Origin of the sequence: Pseudoalteromonas sp. CnMc7-15, from assembly GCF_022347925.1 — a bacterium.
Taxonomy (GTDB): Bacteria; Pseudomonadota; Gammaproteobacteria; order Enterobacterales; family Alteromonadaceae; genus Pseudoalteromonas; species Pseudoalteromonas ruthenica.
Map to the genome: position 1 here is coordinate 144346 of NZ_JAKRFT010000006.1, position 23227 is coordinate 167572.

The following is a 23227-nucleotide window of genomic DNA, read 5'->3' on the forward strand; positions in this document are numbered from 1 at the left end:
TCGACAGTTAAAACGGAGGCTTTAATAATTTTTTAAAAATACGAATTAAGTATCAGTTTATCCTTGCAGCAAGCTCAGTGCGGCCTGCGGACGCTGGTTCGCTTGACCAAGAATAGTCTGACTTGCCTGCTGCAAAATTTGGTTCTTGGTTAGCTTTGCAGTTTCCATGGCGAAGTCTGCGTCTTTAATTCGTGATTTTGCTGCACTTAAATTTTCCGAAATGTTTGCTTGGTTTCGAATCGTCGATTGGAAGCGGTTTTGTACCGCACCGAGCTCGGCCCGTTTCTTATCAACAACCGCGATAAGTGAATCCATGCCTGCCATCACTAGCTGAGCATTAACCTGGCTGGACACGGACACTCCACTTTCTGTGAATACATTAGAGAAAACAGCGTCAGTGAGGGCAAAGTTAGAGTCAAGGCCAGAAAGCGTAGAAACACCATCAGTTCCGAGAATAGCCGTCATCGCATTATTGCCAACACCTGATGCTACACCAGCGATACCCGAAATAGTGAACCCGCCATCAGCCGACAAGCTATTAGCCGTTCCACCCACATTTTTCATGGTAAAGCCGATAACCTGCACCGCATCTGCGCCAACTTGGAAACTTGCAGAATAAGAACCATCAAGTAAATTTTGGCCACCAAAGGTCGTATCTGATGCGACTCGGTTTACTTCAGAAGAAAGTTGGCGTATTTCTTCTTGCAGCGCCAAGCGGTCCTCATCGGTGTTTGAACCATTTGCGGCTTGTTGAGACAGTACTCGAATGCGCTGGAACATGGATGTCACCTCATCCATCGCACCTTCAGCGGTTTGTGCTAAGGAGATGCCGTCATTGGCATTTCGGTTACCTTGGTTTAAACCGAGGATTTGTGACTGCAGACGATCTGAAATCTGTAAGCCTGCCGCATCATCGGCAGCACTGTTGATACGCAAGCCAGAAGACAAGCGCTTAAACGAGGTATCTAACTCATTACCAGAGTTCATTAACTGACGCTGTGCATTAAGCGCACTGACGTTGGTATTTACATATAAAGCCATAATAGCCTCTCTTTCACTCTCAATTTGGTTATTAACCGCTGCTTGCGGCGAATTGTTTCCACACTAAGGCGGATCCTTTACGCCGCTTTCAGAGGGGGCTTGGCAATTATTTGCCGTTAAAAACCCGCGCTAGCCGCGTATAAGAGTAAATGAGCAATAAGTGGGCCAATATGAAAAAAGGGCCGTAACGGCCCTTGTGTTTGAGAGTGAAATCGAGTGCCAAAAAATTGTTATACTTTTTGGCATAATAGCTGCTTATACTGAATGAAGTTGGGTGGGATGTAGCACCCTGCCCAACTTTGGGATTTTTTTAGCAATTAGCTTCCGCTTTAAAATCCAACTTCGCGCCCTTGCCAATACCCCATCAGCAAGGGCGCTTTTCATTTTACTTATCCAAGAAGACTTAATGCTGCCTGTGGACGCTGGTTTGCCTGACTAAGAATGGTCTGGCTTGCCTGTTGCAAGATCTGGTTCTTAGTTAGATTTGCGGTCTCTTGAGCAAAATCTGTATCTTTAATGCGAGACTTTGCCGCATTCAAGTTCTCAGAGATGTTTGCTTGGTTACGAATTGTTGATTGGAAACGGTTTTGTACCGCACCCAATTCAGCCCGTTTTTTATCCACTACCGCAATTAACGAATCCATACCAGCCATAACCAGTTGCGCATTCATTTGGCTCGAGACAGAAATGCCTGTCTCAGTGAACACATTAGAGAATGCTGCATCCGTAAGAGCAAAGTCGGAATTAATCGATGACAACGTTGAAATGCCATCAGTTCCAAGTACATCTGTCATCGCCTTGGAAGTTACTTCTGACGCGACGCCTGCAATGCCTGAAAGAGTGAAACCTCCATTTGCAGATAGCGAGTGATCCGAGTCACCTGATGTACCGCCTACCTGTTGCATGCTAAAACCTATAACCTGTGCGGCATCAGCTCCAACCTGAAAACTTGCTTTGTACGAGCCATCAAGAAGGTTTGTACCACCAAATGTAGTATCAGACGCAACGCGGTTAACTTCATCCATCAAGGCACGAATCTCTTCTTGCAACGCTAAACGGTCTTCATCTGTATTAGAGCCGTTTGCAGCTTGCTGCGATAAAGTACGAACACGCTGAAACATGTTAGTAACCTCATCCATTGCTCCTTCAGCGGTTTGTGCTAAAGAGATACCATCATTGGCGTTACGGTTACCTTGGTTCAAACCCATGATTTGTGAACCTAAACGGTTACTAATTTGTAGACCTGCCGCATCGTCAGCTGCGCTATTAATACGAAAACCCGATGATAAACGTTGGAACGAAGTATCTAACTCGTTACCTGAATTCATTAACTGACGCTGGGCGTTCAGTGAACTTACGTTAGTATTTACATAAAGTGCCATGTCATTTCTCCCACAGTAAACTTTGAATTTACTCTCAAACTGTCAATTACTAAGCGAAAGCTTGTTTTTTGACGTTTTGCTAAGTTACTTAGGTTATCGGGCGAGCACTTTTTTCCTTTAGGATTTTTTTATACTTTTTTTCAACACTATGAATTTAAATATAAAAATTAATAACTTTACTTATAAGTTGGTAACGTTGAGGCAGGAGAAGAGCGAATAGTTATAGGAACAAAAAATAAAAAAGGGCCTTGCGGCCCCAACCACAAATAGTAATCTCAACTAACCGATATAGTCGAATAAGGATAAGTTCGACAAGCGGTTAAAAGTGGCCTGCGAAGCCTGCAGTGCAGTCTCATGACGAGTTAACTCGGTCACCGCTTCAGCCATATCCACTTCAACAAGATCAGCTTTTGCTTCTTTGTTATTAATATCAACATCGGCGTTGGAAAACTCAATACGTTCAGCCGTATTAAGGCGTCCGCCTAAACCTGCTTGGGTAAGTGATACCTGGTTTTGTGCACTACTTAACTGCACCAAACCATCGGCCAAAACTTGTTGGTAATCCTCAATACCTAATCCAGGTGTGGTGATCCCATTAATCAAATCTTCAAGGGTATTAAGCACATTGTCTCGCCCCGGCGGGGCCAAATCGAAGGTCGCCTGTCCAGGTGCTGCGCCTTGAATATCAATTTCCATACCAGCAAACTTAATCGGCTCACCGGGAGTGTAGGTCCCAGTAACCGCAGGCGTTAATGGCGCCCCATCTTGTAGTATTTGATAGCTATCAGGAGGTCCGGCCGTGATATCTACCGTCATCGTATTGGCGGTTGCGCCAGCGGCTGGGTCTGAGTTGTAATTTTGTTTATGAAATTGGTCAAAAGCGTTTTGTTCGTTCACATACACTGTTGCCGAAGTCACACCGCCGCCGGGCGTTGCTATATTGCTGTCAACATTTAAACGCGTGGGTACTTTTTCAAAAACATCGAAACCGTTGTCTGATGATTTAATGCTCACCCCTTCGGCAACCGTAACTTTATGTTGGCCTTGGTCGCCACCATACTCGTAACGCCCACTTGCACTATTAAACTGGTAACTCTGGTTGTTATCTTGATAGCCAGAAAAGATAAACTTACCGTCTTCAGACTTGGCATTCATCAAATCAAGCAAGTTAGCCTGGATCGCTTTTAACTCTTCCGCTAAACCTTTACGGTCTTGCTCTGTTAATGCACCATTACCAGCCTGTACGGTAAGCGTATTAGCACGTTGAATAGAGTCTTTAATGTTTTTAAGGACACTGTCTTCTGTCTCTAAACGACTGTTGAGCAAATTAAGGTTCTTGGTGTATTGCTCGTTACTAGCAATAGCATCACCATATAGCATGGCTCGCGTTGTTGCAGATGGATCATCAGATGCAGTTAACACACGCTTTTGCGTATTGATCTGCTCTTGTGCTTTGGCAACCTTAACCTGGTTTTCTAAAATACTGGTTAAGCCTTTTTGATAAATTTGATTATTGGATAAACGCATATTACTTACCTCGCGGAGCTAAGCAGGCTATCAAACACCGTTTGTGCTGTAGAGAGCACACGCGCTGATGCTGCATAACTTTGTTGAAAGCGCAGTAAATTAGCCGCTTCCTCATCTAAATTGACACCTGACATCGACTCATACCATGCGTTCGATTGTTCCTCCAACGCAGAGAAAGCCGCATGACTGGTTTGTGCTTGGCTAGTTACAATCCCTATATCAGTCACTATACCTGCGAATGCCTGGTTGAATGTTTTGAGATTATCGGCGCTGCCGCTGCTCAGCACATTTTCTCGCACTAACTCTTCGCTTTGTAGCCCAGCGAGTGCCAGGCCATTACGGTTATCGTCAAAACCCCCGGTATTAAACTCGAGGCTAAACGTATCACCTGCAGCCGGGTTGCCTTCAATATTAAAGTCAAAGCCATAGTTAGCGTACGGTGCTCCTGCTTGAGCGAGCATATTTTCAGCAGGCGGTGTAATGGTAAAAGTCGTTGTACCATTGCCATCGGTAATCGTGTACTCGTTAGGATTACCTGTTTTTTGCAAGCTGATTGGCCCGTTCGTTAGGCTTGGCGGCGGGCCCACAGTGATGCCGGTTGAGTTGACAATATCAGTCACCGAACCGGGAGAAATTGCCGCTTCACTGACGTTATTTAACGCTGTTTCGGTGCGAATTGGCGACGCTAATGCCAGCTTTTCTGGCCGCGTGGTCGCCAACCCAACATTGCTGGCTGCAAAGGCATTTAACTTGATATCAAAGCTATCTCCCGCCGCTGGCGCACCTGTCACATCAATATCTAAGCCGTAAGACTCGCCACTTGTTACTGTGGTTGAGTCTATCACTCCCGCCGTTACGTTGGCCGTCGACGGCGTACCGATAGGCTCACCTTTATTATTAAGGGGCACTATCTCTACGGTTGTTGGCGAAGTAAAGGTAACACGGAAATCCGTTGCCGGAATCTCTTTGCCCATCCCCTGCTCTAAACCAGCCTGCAAATTGCCCGACCCCGCATTAGCGGCGAATGGTAAGCCGTTGACGGTGGGCAAAGTGAACAGATCACCTCCTATTTCACCGTTGGCGTCCATCCCCAAGCGGTTTTGCTGGTTGAAGGCGTCGGCCAATGATAAGCCCATTTGCCCCAGCTGATTTTGCGCCGGTATGAGTACCTCGTCTCGATAAGCCAGCAGGCCACCAATCTCACCTTTTAAGCTGTTGGTATCAACCTCTAAGCTATTGGCTTGTCCGGAGGTCACATCAAGGCGAAGTTCCTTAAGATTCGGATCTGGATCGCCATTTAACGAGAACAAGTTAAAGCTACCATTTTCCATAACCAAAGCTTCACCTGTAGACATGAACACCAATTTTTCACCATGAGGCCCATCGAGTGTTTCTAGGTTCATTAGCTCTGAAAGATCTTTAATCGCTTTGTCGCGCTCGTTATAGACCGAGCTGGCATCAGCTTGATCTTTCTTGCCATGAACAGCCGTAATTTGGTTATTCAGCTCACTAATTTTCTCAATTAAGCCATTGGCTTCATCAGCAAGGATCCCAAGCTGATCATTCACCACACTCTTTTGTTGCGATACAATTCCTGACAACCTATCCATCTGATTAACAAAGTTTTCCGCGTTGGTGAAGAACAACGAGCGGGTAACGTTGTTAGAGGGCTGATTCAGCGCCTCTTGCAAATTATTAAACATGCCATTGATTTGCGTAGACAGGCTATTAGACTCCTCGGAAAACTGGCTATCAATACGCTGTGCTTCCTCCATAAAGCGCTCAAAGAAGGAGCGATTAGAGGTGTCTCTATTGAGTTGCTGTTGTGCAAACTCATTGAGCAGACGATAGGTTTGTCCACGGCCAACCTGATTGTCGAAGGTGGTGCCATGCTCTGTACGCTCGCGCACGTAGCCTTCGGTATTAATGTTGGCAATATTTTTACTGGTAGTATTAAGCAGCTCGGTATTGGCACGAATGCCTGAACTGGCAATGTTTAGTAGGTTAAATGACATGATCTACTCTCCTTGCCTTAGCAGATCACCGGCTAGGGCACGTAATTCGCTTTGTCCTAACACGCGTTTAATTTTCTCTGCATACTGTGGATCGGTGGCGTAGCCAGCTTGTTGTATAGCGTCGATAAACTGATGAGGCTTATCGGCCACATCTAAAGCCTGCTGGTAACGGGGATTAGTTTTCAAAAATGAGACAAAATCATCGAAACTTTGCTTAATAGAGTCATACACTCGGAACGGTTCTTTGCGCTGAACCGCAACTCCTCCTTCATACTCTAATGTTGGTTTTACAGTCGCTTCCCCCTGCCAGTCACGGTGCGCTTTGATATTAAATAAATTGTTCGAACTTTCACCGCTCGCAGTTTTAATAATGTGCTTGCCCCAACCAGTTTCCAATGCAGCTTGAGCAACCATAACACCGGGATGCACACCGATTTTACCGGCCGCTTCACGGGCAACGTCCCACACCCCTTCGACAAACTCTTTGGCATTGGCGAAATCGGCTTTGTGAGCGATAGGAGATGCCTCAGTGTGTTGTTCTTGGGTTTTCACTTGCGCGTTGTTTAATCGTGCATCCCGCAAAGCTGACGCAGGCATATAGCTGTCTTTTTGTGGCGATAACTGTTGCACAATCAAATCGGCCAAGCCCAATGAGCCATTCGCCGATAACTCACTGGAGAGCTGCTGATCATGCATGTCTTGGAAGTATTTAACGCTGCTGGCATTAAACGGACTGTCTTCATCTTCGAAGGCTTCATTGGCTTTGCGCATGCTTTTGAGCAGCATTTGCGTAAAGATAGACTCAAACTGCTGCGCTGCTTGCTTTAGGGCCTCGCGCTCGCCGTCGCTGCCGGCAGGCTGTTTTAACGCATCTTGACGAAGCTTATCTAAGCTATTGAGATCGAAGACGCTTTGCGTTTGCAGTTGGTTAGCATCCATAAGACTGACAAAGTTATGACTAGATGCAAAAACTAAAGCAAAAAACGTACCACTGACTTTATCGTTCTGATTAACAAGAACTTAGGTGGCTATAAAAACAGCAAACCCCAAGGCTTTGGGCACCTGGGGTTTGCGGTTGCAGTATCAGATTTAAATGACCACCAACTGACCATTAATAGCACCAGCCTCTTTTAACGCCTCAAGAATGGCCATTAAATCTCCCGGTGCGGCGCCCACTTCATTAATCGCGCGCACAAGATCATCTAAACTCACCCCGGGGTCAAAAACAAAGGCACGCGAGTCGTCTTCACGCACATCGATAATACTTTGATTGGTCACCACCGTCTCACCCTCGGCCAATGCATTGGGCTGCGACACTTCTGCATTTTCGGCGATGGTCACTGTGAGCCCGCCATGAGTAATAGCCGCTGGCTGCAACTTAACATTTTTGCCAATCACTATGGTGCCAGTACGGGAGTTGACAATGATTTTCGCAGCATTATCGGCAGGAGTGAATTCAAGGTTTTCCAGCGTCGATAAATAAGCAACTCGTTGCGAAACATCACGTGGGGCAGTTACGCGCACTGACGCGGCGTCCATTGCCATTGCGGTATTCGGCCCGACAAGATTATTAATGGTATCGGACAAGCGCTTCGCGGTAGTAAAGTCAGGGCGATTAAGATTAAAGGTAATGTAATCCCCTTGGGTAAAGGGACTCGGGATCGCGCGCTCGACAATGCCGCCATTAGGAATTCGACCCACAGTTGGCGTATTGACCACCACACGTGAGCCATCAAGCCCTTGCGCGCCTAATCCACTAACAACTAAGCTACCTTGAGCAATAGCATAAATATTACCATCGACACCTTTTAAAAAGGTTTGCAATAAGGTACCACCGCGTAGGCTCTCGGCACTGCCTACTGAAGATACAGTGACATCCATACTCTGGCCGGGTTTGATAAACGCCGGCATATCCGCATGAACGGCAACCGCTGCAACATTATTAATCTTAGGCTTAAGGTTGGCCGGCAAAGTAATGCCAAAGTTATTCAACATCGCTTTAAAGCTTTGTTCGGTAAAGCGGCTCTTCTCTCCCGTGCCAGGCAGACCCACAACCAGACCATAACCCACTAATTGGTTACTACGTACGCCCTCAACCATGGCCACATCTTTGACACGCTCGGCAAAACTTTGCCAGCTAGTCAACGCCATGCAGAACACGATAAGGTTTAACCATTTCATGACTGGACTCCTTAGAATGGGAACAAAGTGCTCATAAAGAACCGTGATAGCCAACCGGCACTTTGCGTTTCTTGCAGCTCGCCTTTGCCAGAATATTGAATACGCGCATTAGCGATACGGCTACTTTCTACTGTGTTTTCGGAGCTCACGTCAGCTGGGCGAACAATGCCTTCTAAGCGAATAAACTCCTGGCCAGTATTAAGCGTTAACCACTTTTCGCCACGAATCACCAAATTACCATTGGGCAGCACGCGCATCACGTTCACGGAAATATTGCCTGACAAACTGTTGGATTGATTAGATTTAGCGTCGCCGGTGAACGAAGCATCTGAGTTCACACCCATTTGAATGCTATCTCCACCGATATTGACCGGATTGCCGCCTAAACCAATAACCGGCTCTAACCCCAGCTCAGTCTCCCTGTCAGTTTCTGTTTTCGCCGTTTTTGATGCTTGCGTTGACTCACGCAGTACCACAGTAATGATATCTCCAGTACGCAACGCTTTCTTATCGGCATACAAATCGTTCGCCAATACGGGATTGAAAAGGCCGCCACTTTGGGTCATGTTTTGTGTTGCTTCCTGCGGATACATCGGCGCATAGTAAGGGTCGTTTTCGACAACATGGGAGTTTTGTGTAGAAACACACCCTGTAGCAAGTACAAAAGTAATTGATAGTGCAATTGGCCTAATCATAATGCCCCCACTTATAGCTGCTGATTAATATAGCTGAGCATCTGGTCTACAGATGAAATCACTTTAGAGTTCATCTCATAAACACGCTGTGTCTCAATTAAGTTGACCAGCTCTTCGGTCACATTGACGTTCGAGGTTTCCAATGCTCCTTGAACAATAATACCCAAGCCGTCTACTCCCGGGTTACCTTGCACCGGAGCGCCACTGACAGCGGTTTCGGTGTAAAGGTTTTGGCCCATAGGTTCAAGCCCTGATGGATTAATAAAGTCACTGATCACCAACTGACCAATCACTACATTGTCCGCCTGCCCGGCTACGCGCACCGAAACCTCTCCGTCTTGCGACACAGTAATAGACTGCGCGTCATCGGGCACGTTCATTTCTGGTTGCACCGGAAAACCAGCACCACTGGTGACGATACGACCGTCTTCGTCGGTCGTGAATTGACCATTACGGCTGTAAGCAATATTGCCATCAGGGAGCAACACCTCAAAAAAGCCTTGTCCTTGAACCATCCAGTCGAGGGAGTTCTCCGTGCTTAGCATATTGCCCTGGGAGAAATTCTTCTGGTTAGCAACCACTTTGGCACCGGCGCCAAGCATCAACCCCGAAGGCATCTCTGTATCTTGTGAAGAGCGCCCGCCAGGTTGGTTGATATTTTGATACAACAAATCTTCAAACACGGCGCGGCTTTTCTTGTAACCGACCGTGCTGGCATTAGCCAAGTTGTTGGAAATAACCGAAATATCGGTCTGTTGGGCGTCAAGCCCGGTTTTACTGATCCACAATGCTGGGTTCATAGTAGTGACTCCTCGCTAATGTTACATAATCCGTAGCAATGACTCAGCACGCTGGTCATTCTCTTCGGCGGTTTTCATTAGCTTGACTTGTAATTCAAACTGACGTTGATGGCTGATCATATCGACCATTTCATGCACAGGATTGACATTCGACATCTCGAGAGCCCCTGACATGATTGAGACATTTTCAGAAACATCAAGTTGTTGGCCATTTACGGGCCGAAACAGACCGTCGTTGCCCTTTTCCACCTGATGCCCTGTGGCCTCAACGATTTGCAATCTGTCCACTTCTTCAAGAAAGTTGGCCGGTGCACCTTGAGGGCGAACTTGAATGGTGCCGTCTTTGCTGAAACTTATTTTCTCAATCGGAACAGGCAGGATTACAGGCCCCCCTTCGCCAACAACTTGACGGCCATCTCTATCGAGTAGCATCCCCTCTTGGGTCATTTTCAATGAACCGGCTTTGGTATAGGCCTCGTTGCCAGCATCATCTAATACCGTCAGCCAACCGTGCTCACTCATAGCAATGTCTAAATCGCGACCGGTTTCAGAAATACCACCGGCTGTGGTGTTGGTCCCTGCCCGTTCTTGCAGAGCAAAAACGCGTGTCGGCAGCCCTTCACCAAAGGCCTGCATCGAGCGTGCCTGAGCGATATCGGCTTTAAAGCCTGTGGTGTTGGCGTTGGCAAGGTTGTTACTTTTAACCCCCATCCCCAATAGGCTTTGCTTAGCTCCTGAGGTGGCAATGTACAGCATCTTGTCCATTGGCTTGCTCCTTAAAATCGTCGTTATATTGACTAAAGCAAGATTGATACCAAGAGAAAGGAGTTATTTAAAAGGAGAGACTAGAGGGATGAAAAAAGGCCACCAAAAGGTGGCCTAGTAGGATTTTTCTTATCGGATCTGCAGGATATTCTGTTGCAGCGTTGAGTTCACCTCTAACGCCCGAGAGTTAGCCTGGAAGTTTCGTTGTGCACTGATTAAATCAACTAGCTCATTAGTAAGGTTGGTATTCGATTGCTCCAACGCTTCGGAATTAATCGTGCCCAAGGTCCCGGTTCCTGGCTCACCGGCGATGGGCTCACCAGAGTCTAAGCTTTCTTTCCAACTGGTATTACCTACCTGCTGCAAGCCCTGAGAGTTAGGGAAACGGACCATCGCTACCTGACCTAAGAAGGTAGAGTCGCCATTACTATATGAGGCAACTAACTTACCATCACTACCGATTTCAATATTAGATAAGCGGCCCACGGTCGAACCATCTTGTTCCAACGCCTTCACCTCGAAGCGGCTAGAGAATTGGGTTGGGAGCTTGTTACCCGTCGCAGCTTCATCACGCCAGTTTAAGTTAATATCATTAAACTGGGCCCCGTTGGTCAGAATACCACTGGCGCTCAGGTTGGCACCCGATAGCGTCATAGGGTTAAACGTCGCACCGGTGTTGGGCGTACCATCAGTTTGTAATGGTAAACCTGCTGCATCAAAAGTAAACTGGGTGATGGGGCCTGCACCTGCGTTACCCGCGTTATCAACTTCAGTGCCATCGACGGTGGCGCGCACATCCCATTCGTTAGAGGCCGTTTTTACAAAGAAAAACTGCAGCACGTGGGGCTCACCCAGAGAGTCGTAGACCGTTGTTGATGTTGACGAATTATAGGTGGCTGAGTCATTTGGGTTAAATGGCGTTACCGTTGGGACGGTGGCACCCGCATCCAAGTTAAATGAACTGTAGACATTATCTGTCGCATTTGGAGAGCCTGATGAATCAGGTATTTGAATCGGGTTGGCCGTACTCAAGCTCACCGAAGTGGTATCACCGGTTACCGGATCCGTTGGGAAACCTTGCAGTAAGTTACCTTTAGCATCGACTACGAAGTTATCATCATTCAGCTTGAACGCCCCAGCACGCGTATAGGTAAAATCTTGCGAAGCTAAATCGTCAGCCATAGCAAAATAACCTTCACCGGTAATCGCTAAATCCAGTGCATTTGACGTGAACTTTAAAGAACCTTGGTGAAACTGCTGCGCGACCATGGTGGTTTGCACACCGTCACCGTTCTTCGTTTTACCGCCGCTGAATACTGATGCCGCATACACATCAGCAAACTCTGCGCGGGATTCTTTAAAACCTGTGGTATTGACGTTCGCAATGTTGTTTGCGGTCACATCTAAATCTTTTTGGGCTGCCGCCAACCCTGTTAAAGCGATATTGAAACTCATGTTTCACCTCTTCGTAATAACTGCCCGCAGGCAAATGCTTTACACTGAAATCTCAGCCACCTCAGCGAGCTTCACTGCGCCCTCTTTGGTGTTCACGATGATCCCATTCGCGCCGTTGATATTAACGCTTTCAATATTTTTGAATGTCGCCATAGGTAAAGAGCTGTATTCACCATTGATGCTGCCCTCTGCCACAATGTCGTACTCACCGGGAGGAAACGGATTGCCGTCTTTGTCTAAACCGTCCCATTCAAAGCGAATTGCACCAGCAGGTTGCGAGCCTAAATCAACCACCTCAACCACCTGACCTTTATCGTCTTTGATAGTGAGGCTTAAATTATCAACAGGCTCTTTAGCAAGAACAGTCCCTTTACTCACTTCACCGCTATACAACTCGATAGTTTCAGACTCCAACAATGCCTTTTTCCCGACTAGTGTTGACGCCTGCAGCGCCGAGTTAGATGTCATTGACGCAGCCAAAGAGTTAAAATTCTCATTGAGCTTTGAGATCCCCTCAGCCATGGTGAAATTAGTCATCTGCGCAATCATCTGGTCATTATCCGCAGGTTTGCTCGGATCCTGATAGGACAACTGCTGAGTCAGCAAGCTGAAAAAATCTTCCTGGGTGAGCTCATCGCTCTTTTCTTCCGGCGCCTTATTTTGGTTATCCCAATACAGGGAGCCTAGACCCGTTGCTGATTGCACATTATTGTTCATGCTCTATCCTCGCTTTAACCCTTACCAAGCTGCAACGTTCTCGTTAGCATTTGCTTAGCAGAGTCGGCTATTTGCACATTCGTTTGATAGGAGCGTGACGCCGAAATCATATTGGCCATTTCCTCAACCACATTGACATTGGGTTTATAGATATAGCCGTTCTCATCCGCCATCGGGTGACCTGGGTTGTATTCAATTTGCAACGGTTTGTCACTCTCGACTACACCCAGCACTTTCACTCCCACAGACTCACCTTGCTGTTTGCCTACCGCTTGCTGCAGCTGAGCAGCGAAAACAGGTTGGCGAGCGCGATATGTCTGCTCCACTGAGGAGCTAACCGAGTTTGCGTTTGCTAAGTTGCTGGCCGTGGTATTTAAGCGCACGTTTTGCGCACTCATGGCCGAACCAGAAACATCAAAAACGTTAAATAAACTCATGATTATGCTCCTTGACCACCTAGGGCTTTCTTAAGACCGGAAATCTTGCCGTTCATAAAGCGTAAGCTGGCCTGATACTCTATAGCGTTCTGTGTATACAAGTTCCGTTCCACCTGTACATCAACAGAGTTACCATCGCCTGTATCTGGTTGATTTGGAACACGAAATTTTGCTTCACCCATACTCATTTGGGTACTTGCTTGGAGGTGTTCCGGATGGGTGCGAGCTAAGCTATTGCCGCTTAACTGCCGATTGTTTGCCGCTTTTAACGCGCTGGCAAAATCAATGTCTTTCGCTTTATAGCCAGGGGTGTCTGCATTGGCAATATTCGACGCCAATAGCTCAGCCCTTTGCGAGCGAACGAGCATTGCTTGGGGATGAATACCAAATGCTTTATCAAAACTGATAGCCATAGCCTCTCCAAATTTTTGACTCTCTTAGAGGGGCTACAGCAATTTTTAGACCATAGATTGTAAGGCTATGTATTTAGGACTTTTTTTGGTAGATGATACCGGGATTGCAACGGATCATATCGAACTCGGTACTCAAGCCTGTCATTGATTCACTCGCTCCTAAAAACAAATACCCCTTAGGATTCAGCGCTTGCGCGAATTGACCAATGATCTTGGCTTTTACTTCCGGAGAAAAATAAATAAGGACGTTGCGACAAAAGATAATGTCAAACTTACCCAGCAACGCATATGAATCCAATAAATTCAAATGGCGAAAGCTCACCATACGTTTTACATTGTCATTAACTTTAGCCATACCGTTGCCACTATCGCTAAAAAACTTTTTGCGTCTTTCAGCACTGAGCCCCCGAGCCAATGCCAATGAGTCATACTCAGCATTTTTACAAATATCGAGCATGGTATTAGATATATCCGTACCTATTATTTGCGCTCCCGAGGACAGTTGACCTGGGCGAGACTGTTGATATTCGGCCACTGACATCGCTATTGAGTAGGGCTCTTGCCCTGAAGAACTGGCCGCCGACCAAATTTTTACCGGCCGACGTAAATCTTTGCACTCAGGTAAGAGCTTTGTCTTCAATAATTCAAACGGATAAGAGTCGCGAAACCACAATGTTTCATTGGTGGTCATGGCATCAACAACAGCGGCACGAAGTTGCCGCTCATGCGGACTCAACGTTTTGCTAACCAGCTGCGACAAAGATTCAACGCTAAAGCGAGCCATCAGCGGAGCCAAGCGACTTTTAACTAAGTAAAGTTTGTTATCACCCAGCACAATGCCACACTGCTGTTCTAAAAATGCACGAAACTGGTTGTATTCACCGAGCTCTAAATGCTTATTTTCCAAATTACTCTCACCTAACTCACTTGAAGCGGTTACAAGACAAGGCGGCATTAATCACAATGCACCCACTTTTTAACTGCTGTAGCCAGTTCGTCGGGGTTAAATTTGGCAATAAAATCATCCGCCCCAACTTTTTCTATCATCGCATGGTTAAATACGCCACTTAAAGAGGTGTGCAGTATCACATGCAATGGTGCCAGCTTCGGATCCGCTTTGACCTCTGCTGTTAAGGTATAGCCGTCCATCTCTGGCATTTCCACATCCGATATCAGTAACGCCACTCGCTCAGTGATATCATCTTTGCAGTCGAGCTTCGCTATTTCTTTTAATCGCAACAGGGCCTCTTTACCGTTTTTCGCCAGCTCAGTTTGCACCCCGAGAGGCTCCAGCGCCCGTTTTACTTGATTACGCGCCACGGCAGAGTCATCGGCAATAAACACAATACGCTCACCGAGATCTTTCTGCATCTCGCCATCTGAGGCAATGCCCTCACTGACCTCGGTATTAACAGGGCTGATCTCTGCAAGAATTTTTTCGACATCCAAGATTTCTACGAGCTCGTCATCAATCTCAGTCACTGCGGTAAGGTATGAATAACGCCCCGCACCTGACGGCGGTGGCATAATCTTTTCCCAGTTCATATTGACGATACGCTCAACGCCACCCACCAAAAACCCCTGCACAGAGCGGTTATATTCGGCGATAATAATAAAGCAATTTTCAATATCAGTGATGGCCGGACCGCCTACAGCCATAGACAAATCGATGATAGAAATGGTTTGTCCACGAATATGCGCTACCCCACGAATATAAGAATTCGTTTTCGGCATATTTGTTAGTGGTGGACACTGAAGGACTTCTCTAACTTTAAAAACGTTGATCCCGAACCGCTGGCGTCCTTTTAGTTTAAACAGCAATAATTCAAGGCGGTTTTGACCCACAAGTTGGGTTCGTTGATTGACAGAATCTAAAATGCCAGCCATCGGATTCTCCTAGCATTAATTTACAACTTCGCACACTCGCGCCAAATAGGAACGCATTTTGCTTCTTAGCTTCATACGTTAGTATAACTACGCTAGAACGCCCAGTTTTTGACGCTTCGTAGTTATACCCTGTTTTACCCAATAAGCATAGTCGAAACATGGTGAGTATGTTCAAAAAAATTCAACTTTTCCAAAGCTTATGGTTAATAGCCGGTGTATTAATAAGCTCAACGGCTGAGGCAAACAACGGCCAACAACAGCGCTATGATCGCCACGCTTTGCAAACGCTTGCTGAGCAATACATCACAGAGCAAGCGCAGATTCAGCCCGATCAAGAGCTGCGAGTGCAAGCGATGGACTTAGATGCGCGCATAGGTCCCAGAGAGTGTGCAGTAACACCGCAAGCCTCTACGGCTAGCGCTCCGCCATTTAATCGGCAGGTAACAGTAAAACTTAAGTGCCCAAGTCCTGCTCTTTGGAGTCAGTATGTCCATGTACGCATCAGTAAGCTCTCTACTATCGTGGTCGCCAATGATCACATTGCCCGTGGGCAAATTATTAGTGCTGATGATTTAACTACGGAGCAGCGTCCGCAACATTTTGTTCGCGCTCGCTACATAGAGCAGCCAGAAGTTATTGTCGGCAGCCGCAGTAAACGCAGTATTCGCAGAGGATTGCCAATTAGTATGAATCAGTTGTGTATGGTGTGTAAGGGCGATAATGTGAGCATTATTGCCCGCTTTAACGGACTCACTATAAAAACATCTGGAGAAGCGCTAGAAGATGGCGGTGTCGGTGATAATATTCGCGTGCGTAATGTAAAGTCTGGCCGGCTGATCAATGCCAAAGTAACAGCAGTGGAAACCGTGGCGGTTAATATTTAAATTTTATGCTAAAGTATTGGCTAGAATGGCCGATAAACAGTGCAAAGGTCAATATAGCTTAGGTAATTAGTGATGGTGAATCAAGTCAACAAAGGCCAGCAAGGCTCGGTGTACAACACACCACAAAATAAAGTGGAGCAACAAAAGCTCAACCAAACGCAAACGCAAGGTAATGAGGCAAATGCAAAAGCCAGTACGAAGGCTGCAGTAGACTCAGTAAGCCTTACGCCACAAGCAAAGCAAATGAAGTCTTTGCAAGAAAAAGCTGAGCGCTCATCAGGGTTCGATCAACAAAAGGTTGACGAATTAAAGCAAGCTATCAGTGAAGGCAAATATCAAGTAGATAGCGAAAAGCTTGCTAAAAACATCGCTGCGTTTGAGTTCGATTTGTATGGCTGATTCGGCACTTAGTGTGGCTCTCGGCCAACAGCTCTCAAGTTTACAAGACTTGCTACAACTACTTGAAGATGAGCTGAGCGCTATTGCCGGGCGCAGTGGTGATGAGCTGAAGGAATTAACGCCTAAAAAAGAACAGGCGCTTGTTCAAATTCAGCAACAAGACCAGCACATTGCTCAGCTATTAAAAGCGCAAGAGCAAGAGGTATTAGCGCCGCACCAAGAGATGATAGAGCATGCACAGACTTTATTGCTAAAGTGCAAACAGCAAAATCAAGTGAATGCTCAGGCTGCTCACAATGCTCAGCTCACCGTCAAACAACTCAAAGATATTCTTATCGGCGCACCAAGTTCATTAACCTATGCTGCCGATGGTGGGATTGACCGCAGCGAAAATAAAATCGTAAAGAATTTAAAAGCCTGAACCTACTAAGCTAAATATTGATTCGAAAAAGGGAGCCTAAGCTCCCTTTTTATCTCTTATAATTCGCCTTTGCCCGAGCTATCCAGCATTGCTTTGATCACTTCATCATCGCCAACAGTGGCATAATGTGAGGCTCCTCCAAAGCCATGCTCCTCGCTCGTTATTGTTTGCTCTGAGGCTAAATCATCAAATTGAGCTAATACCTCTTCTGCCTCATCGGGATTATCCAAAATAGACTCAGCGCCTAACAAGCCCGATTCACTGATAGTTTGCTCGGCATTGACTGTGATTTCTTTTACTTGGTTAAACTCGGTAAACTGCTCGCCATTTAAGCTCAAGCTTACAGCCTCATAATCCAGAGTTTCAACACTGGCATAATGGCTTTGCTCACCTGATTCGAAGGCCAAATCATCTTCGCTTGCCACACTGGCCTCCGACGTCTCATCCGCAGTAGCATTGTCATAAATTGAGCCGCGCTCCACTTCTTGATTGTCAGTGTCTTTTACGAGGTAGTTGCCGGCATCATCAATAGTCACGAAGTAATAATCTTCACCGCTAAGTAAATCAACATCTAATAAAGATAGAGTGTACTGCCAGTTGCCATCACCGTCAGTCGTCGTGCTGGGGTACGTGCTTAACACATCAAGGTCGATGCCAGCTAGCCCTACACCTAGCAGGCTAGAGCCAATAATGTAGATCTCTGTACCTGCAGGTGCTGTGCCTTCCGCTGACGGTAGCACTAAACCCAAAATGCCGGGGTCAAAATCAGTGACCTCAAAGCTAATGGGAGTTGTATCTATGATACCGCTATCCACAGCACTGCCGGTATTTCCCGCTTGGTCGGTAACACGTGCGGTCACCGTATATTGACCATCGACCAGTACTGCGCTGGCGCTAATAGACCAATCACCGTTGTTATCTGTGTTGGTGGTCACCGTGTGGATAGTGCCCGCATCATCCACAAATTGCACACTCACCTGAGCATTCGCTTCATTTGAGGAGCCACTGACTTGCGGGGTGTTGTCATTAGTTAGTGCCACGCTGCTTGGATCAATGCTTACGGTCGGTGCAATGGTATCTATGGTGCCAGTGTCGCTTGCACTGCTGCTATTGCCAGCAGCATCAGAAACACTGACGGTTACGGTGTAATCTCCTTCAGCTAGGCTGGGGGCAGGCACCGACCAATTACCACTGCCGTCTACCGTCGCACTGAGTGTGTAAGTATCACCGTTGTTATCCAGCACACTAATACTCACTTCCCTGCCTATTTCACTCGATGTACCGCTCAGCAGCGGTGTGGCATCGTTCCCTAACCCTAATGGATCAAGGGTGACACTCACTCCTTGAGTATCAATACTTCCGGTGTTAGACACTGTGGTGGTATTGCCCGCATCATCCATTATCGTTGCACTCACGGAGAAGGTGCCGTCAGATAACGCTGAAGGCGTCACAGCCCAGGTGCCATCGGCTGCGACAACGGTTGAAATATTCTGGCTATCACCATTGCCGTCAGTGACTGTGACAGAGACAGTGGCACCTATTTCATCACTGGTCCCTGAGATAAGCGGGGTATTGTCATTGCCATTTGCTGGCACGTTCACGCTTAGACTAGGGGCGGTGGTATCCACCTCGCCGGTTGCGCTCACTTCGGTTAGATTGCCAACGTCATCACGTACTGCCGCTGCTACAGTAAAACCACCTTCAGCCAGCGCCGTAGGCACAGCCACAGACCAGTTGCCATTTGAGGTAGACGCTTGCAGGGTTTGCTGGTCACCGAACGCATCGGTCACTATCACCTCTACCACGGTGCCATCAGCCACATCCGTTGTGCCACTGATAACTGGCGTGCTGTCATTAGTTAAGCCAAGGGTATCAATGCTAAGGACAGGCGGTTCATTATCAAAATCGAGTGTACTGATGGTGGTCGAATTACCAGCGGCATCAGAGGCTGACGCAGTCACATAGGCTAATGTCAGAAGCGGCACCGTCAAATTAACTAAAGTCCAATTGCCATCCGCATCGGTGATCGCTGTGTACGTTGCACCAATCCCTCCTCCGACGAGGTGCTCTGTGATGGTGACCTCACTGCCTGCGGGCAAATCCGAAGTACCAGACAAGGAAACAAGATTACCTAACAGAAACGATGGCACTATGGTCAACTCAGGGCCAATGGTATCAATTACAGCACTCTGAGAATCAGTACCCGTATTGCCTGCATCATCAACAATGGTCGCGGCTACGGTATAAGTACCATCGGCTAACGCTGAAGGAGCGGATACCTGCCAATTCCCATTGGCATCAGTGGTAGTGATTACGCTTTGACTGTTCCCTTGAGAGTCAGTAAAGATAAGTGTTAATTGGCTGTTCGCCTCGCTTGAGCCCCCAGAAATAAGGGGCGTGTTGTCGTTAGTGAGCTCGAGTGGGTCAATCTCAACACTTGGAGCAAGAGTATCGATAACCCCTGTCTCAGAATCCGTTGAGGTGTTGCCAGCTCCATCGTCAACGCTGGCTGTGATAGTAAACTCTCCTTCTGCCAGCGCTGCACCAACGTTTGCGCTCCATGTACCGTCTGCGCCGACTGTGGCGCTCAAGTTCTGAACATTGCCAAGGGCATCAACCACGACTATTGACACCACGGCTCCAGGCGCAGCGCCCGCCGATATACCAGAAATAACAGGAGTGGCATCGCTTATCACTCCTACGGGATCAATCGTGATCCCTGGGCCAGCAGTATCAACAGTACCAGATTCATTGTCGGTGCCCTCGTTTCCCGCAGCATCAGTAATGCTGGCGGTAATATCAAAATCCCCCTCAGCAAGTGCAGTGGGCACCTCAGCTGTCCAACTGCCATCACCGGCTAACAGTGCCGTAAAACTCTGACTATCTCCGCTGGCATCAACTACGGTAATTGATACAACATCTCCCTCGTTGCCTTCAGCACTGCCGCTAATTACAGGGGTTTCATCATTCACACTGCCAACGGGCGAAATTGTCACAGAGGGTGCTGTAATATCCACTTCACCTTGGACTTGATCATTCGCTTGGTTACCGGCATTGTCACTGACTTCGGCGGTGATAGTGTATTGCCCTTCAGCTAAAGGCGTGGCGAGCGACGCACTCCAAGTGCCATCATCTTGCACCGTCGCCTGAACCGTCTGGGTATTACCGCTGGCATCGACCACGGTAATAGCCACCGTTGCTCCAACCTCAGAACTACTGCCAGTAATGATTGGAGTCGTGTCATTGCCTATACCCGGGTTGTCGATGGTCAAATCCGGTGCGCTGGCATCAATACTGCCCTGCGCTGACGCTTGGGTGTTATTCCCTGCTTCATCAGTCACTGATGCAAGTACAGTATAATCCCCTTCAGCCAACGGCTGGGAGGCTTCTACCTGCCAGCGACCATCGCTTTGCACCACTGCTGTTAACGTTTGCGTCGTACCATCGCTATCGGTGACCTCGATAACCACGCTTGCGCCCACTTGCGAACTAACACCGGAAATAATAGGCGTGGTATCACTTTGCGCTCCAAGCGGGTCAATACTGAGCGTCGGAGCCGTAACATCTATTTGCCCTTGGGTATTTGCCTGCGCTTCATTTCCTTGGGCATCAGTAACACTCGCTGAAACGGTAAACACCCCCTCAGCTAGCGCTTGTGGCACCTCCACCTGCCAGCTACCATCTGCCGCCACCACCGCTGTTACGGTTTGTATCTGCCCATTTGCATCGGTGAGAGTCAAATTTACTGCGGCACCTATTGCACTGCTAGAACCTGAAATCGTTGGTGTTACATCATTGGTGGGTGATAGCGGGTCGATGCTCAAATCGGGAGCATTGGTATCAATTGTTCCACTTGCCGTTGCTGATGTGCTGTTTCCAGCTTCATCGCTCACACTGGCCTCAACTTGGTATCCCCCTTCAGCAAGCTCTGTCGGCACCTCAACTTGCCAACTTCCGTCGCTTTGCACCACAGCAGTGAATGACTGAGTTGTGCCATTCGCATCAACCACTTCGACCGCTATCGTTGCTCCTATTTCATCACTTATTCCGGAAATCACTGGGGTGGGATCGTTCGTGACTCCCAAAGGAGTCAGGGTTAGGCTCGGCGCTGTAGTATCCACCTCACCTTGAGCAGTATCACTGGTACTGTTGCCGGATGCATCAACCACACTCGCCTGCACTTGGTAAACACCCTCACCTAGCGGTTGTTGAGTTTGCACCTGCCAGCTACCATCTTGCTGAACGGTCGCTTCTAATGTTTGTCGATTGCCTTCAGCATCAGAGACAATCACAATAACGGTGCCCCCAACTTCACTACTGGTGCCAGTAATAATGGGGGTTGTGTCATTGGTAATCGCAGGAGAATCTATCGTTAACTCCGGCGCACTGACATCTATAACTCCTTGCTCGGTATCGCTGGCGCTATTACCTGCCACATCAGTGACATTAGCCTGTACCTCAAACTCTCCCTCAGCCAGCGCCTGTGGCACCTCCACCTGCCAGCTACCATCTGCCTGGACGACAGCCGTTAAACTTTGCGCAACTCCCGCCGCATCAGTAACCAATATGTTGACGGTAGCGCCGATTTCATCACTGCTGCCACTGATTATTGGGGTGTTATCACTGATGGTTGCTAAAGAGTCAATGACTATACTGGGCGCTTGGCTGTCCAATAAACCAGACTCTGAGTCACTGGCCTCTAAGCCACCCGCCGCTACAGATGCGGTCACTGAGAATTCGCCTTCGGCCAATGGCTGAGCCACATCAATTTGCCACTGACCGGCAACAGCTGTCGTGGTTATACTCTGCTCATTTCCCAAAGCGTCAACGACAGTGATAGTGATCACACTGCCATCAGGGGCATCCGTGCTGCCCGCTAGACTCGGCGTACTGTCGTTTGTGGTGCCAATCGCAGCGATATCAATAGTTAAACTCTCTAGGTCAGTGTCACCATTAAAGCTGCCCTGTGCCTGCGCCTGGCCAATATTCCCTGCTTCATCAGTGCTGCTAGCAACAACACTGAACTCCCCTTGCACCAATGGTTGCGTCACTTGCACTTGCCAAGTGCCGTCCTCCCCCACAGTAGCGACCAGTGTTTGGATAGCGCCTGCTGCATCTGTAATGAGCACATTCACTGCTGATCCAGCCTCTAAATCGCTGCTCCCCGAAATAGCTGGCGTCGGGTCATCTTCACCTATAGGTGTAGCGATAACAATAACGGGGGCTGTGGTGTCAAGCTCCCCTGACGTTGTTCCCACCACAGTGTTTCCCTGAGGATCGGTGGCCGTAACAGTCACTTCGAACGCACCGTCTACTACCTCATCAGAGAACACCACTTGCCACTGCCCGCCATCATCAATAACCACTGTCTGCTCAATCGAAACACCATTAGCCGTGATCAATGTCACAGTCGCAGTTTGCCCTGCCATATTTGTACTGGTGCCACTGACTTGAATGTCTGGGTTATTAGTTAAACCTATCGGCGTCACCGTAATAACTCCGCTCTCACCACTCGCTGCTTCACCCTCTGGCAACACCCCATCGCCGGTGTTCTCAACCGTGAGCGCACCTTGATTCTGAGCGCTAAAATCGTCATTTAGGTTCAGTTGCTGACCTGATAGCGTTTCGCTAATACGTGTGAGCTGTACAAAAGAGGTCCCTCCTCCACCAGCGGTGCCTCCACCCGCACCAGCTGCGGTTGCTTCTAAGGCATCGAGAATGTCACCGTCACCTTGCAGTGCATCCAAAAAAGAGGAAATACTGGGGTCTTCGTTAGTGGCAGAAGGTGAGGTCGGCTGTGCATCAAGGCCATTGAGTGCCTCGGCAACACTTTGCTGGGCGACCTGATGCTCATCTAGGCTCAAACCAAATTCAGCTAGCGTGTCTGCCCCGAGCGATACATGCTGATTGGCAGGAATTTCAAAGTCGCTGTGAGTGCCTGAGAGTGTCACTGAGCTTTGTGCTTGGGTCATTATGCGCGCGCCTTGGACGATACTATCGCCAACGCTAACAAGCTTTACCTCACCATTGGGCAAACGTACAAATACTTCCCCTACTACCTCTTTTACAATTAACTGGTCCATGGCGGTTTCCTCACTGAATTTGGCCGACAAATTAAGTGTAGAAACTGACGAGCAAAGTGTTATTGGACAGCAGTCCAATTTTGTCGCCAAAAAACCATACTTTTATAGTAAGTCGAACGAATTTT

General features: G+C 47.8%; 19 protein-coding genes. 3 read left to right on the forward strand and 16 right to left on the reverse strand.

From position 1 onward, the window contains the following. Positions 1-57: 57 nt before the first annotated feature. The 15 genes from MHM95_RS15410 to MHM95_RS15480 all read right to left on the reverse strand — a co-directional run bounded on the left by MHM95_RS15410 (position 58) and on the right by MHM95_RS15480 (position 15315). Positions 58-1041: a flagellin gene (locus tag MHM95_RS15410; RefSeq protein WP_138587855.1), complete on the reverse strand. Its 984-nt coding sequence runs from the start codon at positions 1039-1041 to the stop codon at positions 58-60. 389 nt (positions 1042-1430) lie between these two features. Beyond that, complete coding sequence (locus tag MHM95_RS15415; protein WP_138507733.1) at positions 1431-2423, reverse strand: flagellin; 993 nt, start codon at positions 2421-2423, stop codon at positions 1431-1433. Positions 2424-2702: 279 nt separating this feature from the next. After that, entirely contained in the window at positions 2703-3950 is a 1248-nt protein-coding gene (gene flgL / locus MHM95_RS15420) for a flagellar hook-associated protein FlgL (protein WP_239385706.1), read from the reverse strand. Between the two features lie 5 nt (positions 3951-3955). Next, complete coding sequence (gene flgK, locus MHM95_RS15425; RefSeq protein ID WP_239385707.1) at positions 3956-5965, reverse strand: flagellar hook-associated protein FlgK; 2010 nt, start codon at positions 5963-5965, stop codon at positions 3956-3958. 3 nt (positions 5966-5968) lie between these two features. After that, on the reverse strand, positions 5969-6904 hold the full coding sequence (flgJ, locus tag MHM95_RS15430; protein ID WP_239385708.1) for a flagellar assembly peptidoglycan hydrolase FlgJ: 936 nt from the start codon (positions 6902-6904) through the stop codon (positions 5969-5971). A 150-nt stretch (positions 6905-7054) separates the two neighbouring features. Next, on the reverse strand, positions 7055-8146 hold the full coding sequence (locus tag MHM95_RS15435; protein ID WP_022944051.1) for a flagellar basal body P-ring protein FlgI: 1092 nt from the start codon (positions 8144-8146) through the stop codon (positions 7055-7057). A gap of 11 nt (positions 8147-8157) precedes the next feature. Beyond that, a complete protein-coding gene (gene flgH, locus MHM95_RS15440) occupies positions 8158-8838 on the reverse strand; it encodes a flagellar basal body L-ring protein FlgH (protein WP_026110987.1) in 681 nt (226 codons plus the stop codon). Between the two features lie 14 nt (positions 8839-8852). After that, positions 8853-9641: a flagellar basal-body rod protein FlgG gene (gene flgG / locus MHM95_RS15445; protein WP_022944053.1), complete on the reverse strand. Its 789-nt coding sequence runs from the start codon at positions 9639-9641 to the stop codon at positions 8853-8855. Between the two features lie 21 nt (positions 9642-9662). Continuing rightward, entirely contained in the window at positions 9663-10406 is a 744-nt protein-coding gene (locus MHM95_RS15450) for a flagellar basal body rod protein FlgF (protein WP_022944054.1), read from the reverse strand. A gap of 129 nt (positions 10407-10535) precedes the next feature. Next, entirely contained in the window at positions 10536-11861 is a 1326-nt protein-coding gene (gene flgE / locus MHM95_RS15455; RefSeq protein WP_022944055.1) for a flagellar hook protein FlgE, read from the reverse strand. Between the two features lie 39 nt (positions 11862-11900). Beyond that, positions 11901-12578 (reverse strand): flagellar hook assembly protein FlgD, encoded by a 678-nt coding sequence (locus MHM95_RS15460; protein ID WP_022944056.1) that lies wholly within the window; start codon positions 12576-12578, stop codon positions 11901-11903. A gap of 14 nt (positions 12579-12592) precedes the next feature. Further along, positions 12593-13015 carry a flagellar basal body rod protein FlgC gene (gene flgC, locus MHM95_RS15465; RefSeq protein ID WP_045978575.1) on the reverse strand — a complete coding sequence of 141 codons (423 nt, stop codon included), beginning with the start codon at positions 13013-13015 and terminating at the stop codon, positions 12593-12595. A gap of 2 nt (positions 13016-13017) precedes the next feature. Beyond that, positions 13018-13428: a flagellar basal body rod protein FlgB gene (gene flgB / locus MHM95_RS15470; RefSeq protein WP_045978574.1), complete on the reverse strand. Its 411-nt coding sequence runs from the start codon at positions 13426-13428 to the stop codon at positions 13018-13020. A gap of 73 nt (positions 13429-13501) precedes the next feature. After that, positions 13502-14335: a protein-glutamate O-methyltransferase CheR gene (locus tag MHM95_RS15475; protein ID WP_026110988.1), complete on the reverse strand. Its 834-nt coding sequence runs from the start codon at positions 14333-14335 to the stop codon at positions 13502-13504. A 47-nt stretch (positions 14336-14382) separates the two neighbouring features. Next, on the reverse strand, positions 14383-15315 hold the full coding sequence (locus MHM95_RS15480) for a chemotaxis protein (protein WP_022944060.1): 933 nt from the start codon (positions 15313-15315) through the stop codon (positions 14383-14385). A gap of 167 nt (positions 15316-15482) precedes the next feature. Here MHM95_RS15480 and flgA point away from each other — a divergent pair, with 167 nt between their 5' ends. The 3 genes from flgA to flgN all read left to right on the forward strand — a co-directional run bounded on the left by flgA (position 15483) and on the right by flgN (position 17019). Next, positions 15483-16199, forward strand: a complete 717-nt coding sequence (gene flgA / locus MHM95_RS15485) for a flagellar basal body P-ring formation chaperone FlgA (RefSeq protein ID WP_239385709.1) — start codon at positions 15483-15485, stop codon at positions 16197-16199. Between the two features lie 72 nt (positions 16200-16271). Next, positions 16272-16598, forward strand: coding sequence for a flagellar biosynthesis anti-sigma factor FlgM (gene flgM, locus MHM95_RS15490; RefSeq protein WP_239385710.1), 327 nt, complete (start codon positions 16272-16274; stop codon positions 16596-16598). Next, the gene (gene flgN, locus MHM95_RS15495) at positions 16591-17019 is read left to right on the forward strand and encodes a flagellar export chaperone FlgN (protein ID WP_022944063.1); all 429 of its coding nucleotides are present in this window, start codon (positions 16591-16593) and stop codon (positions 17017-17019) included. The genes flgM and flgN overlap by 8 nt, the downstream gene beginning before the upstream one ends. A 56-nt stretch (positions 17020-17075) precedes the next feature. Here flgN and MHM95_RS15500 read toward each other — a convergent pair whose 3' ends face one another. Then, positions 17076-23102: a retention module-containing protein gene (locus tag MHM95_RS15500; RefSeq protein ID WP_239385711.1), complete on the reverse strand. Its 6027-nt coding sequence runs from the start codon at positions 23100-23102 to the stop codon at positions 17076-17078. Positions 23103-23227 lie beyond the last annotated feature (125 nt).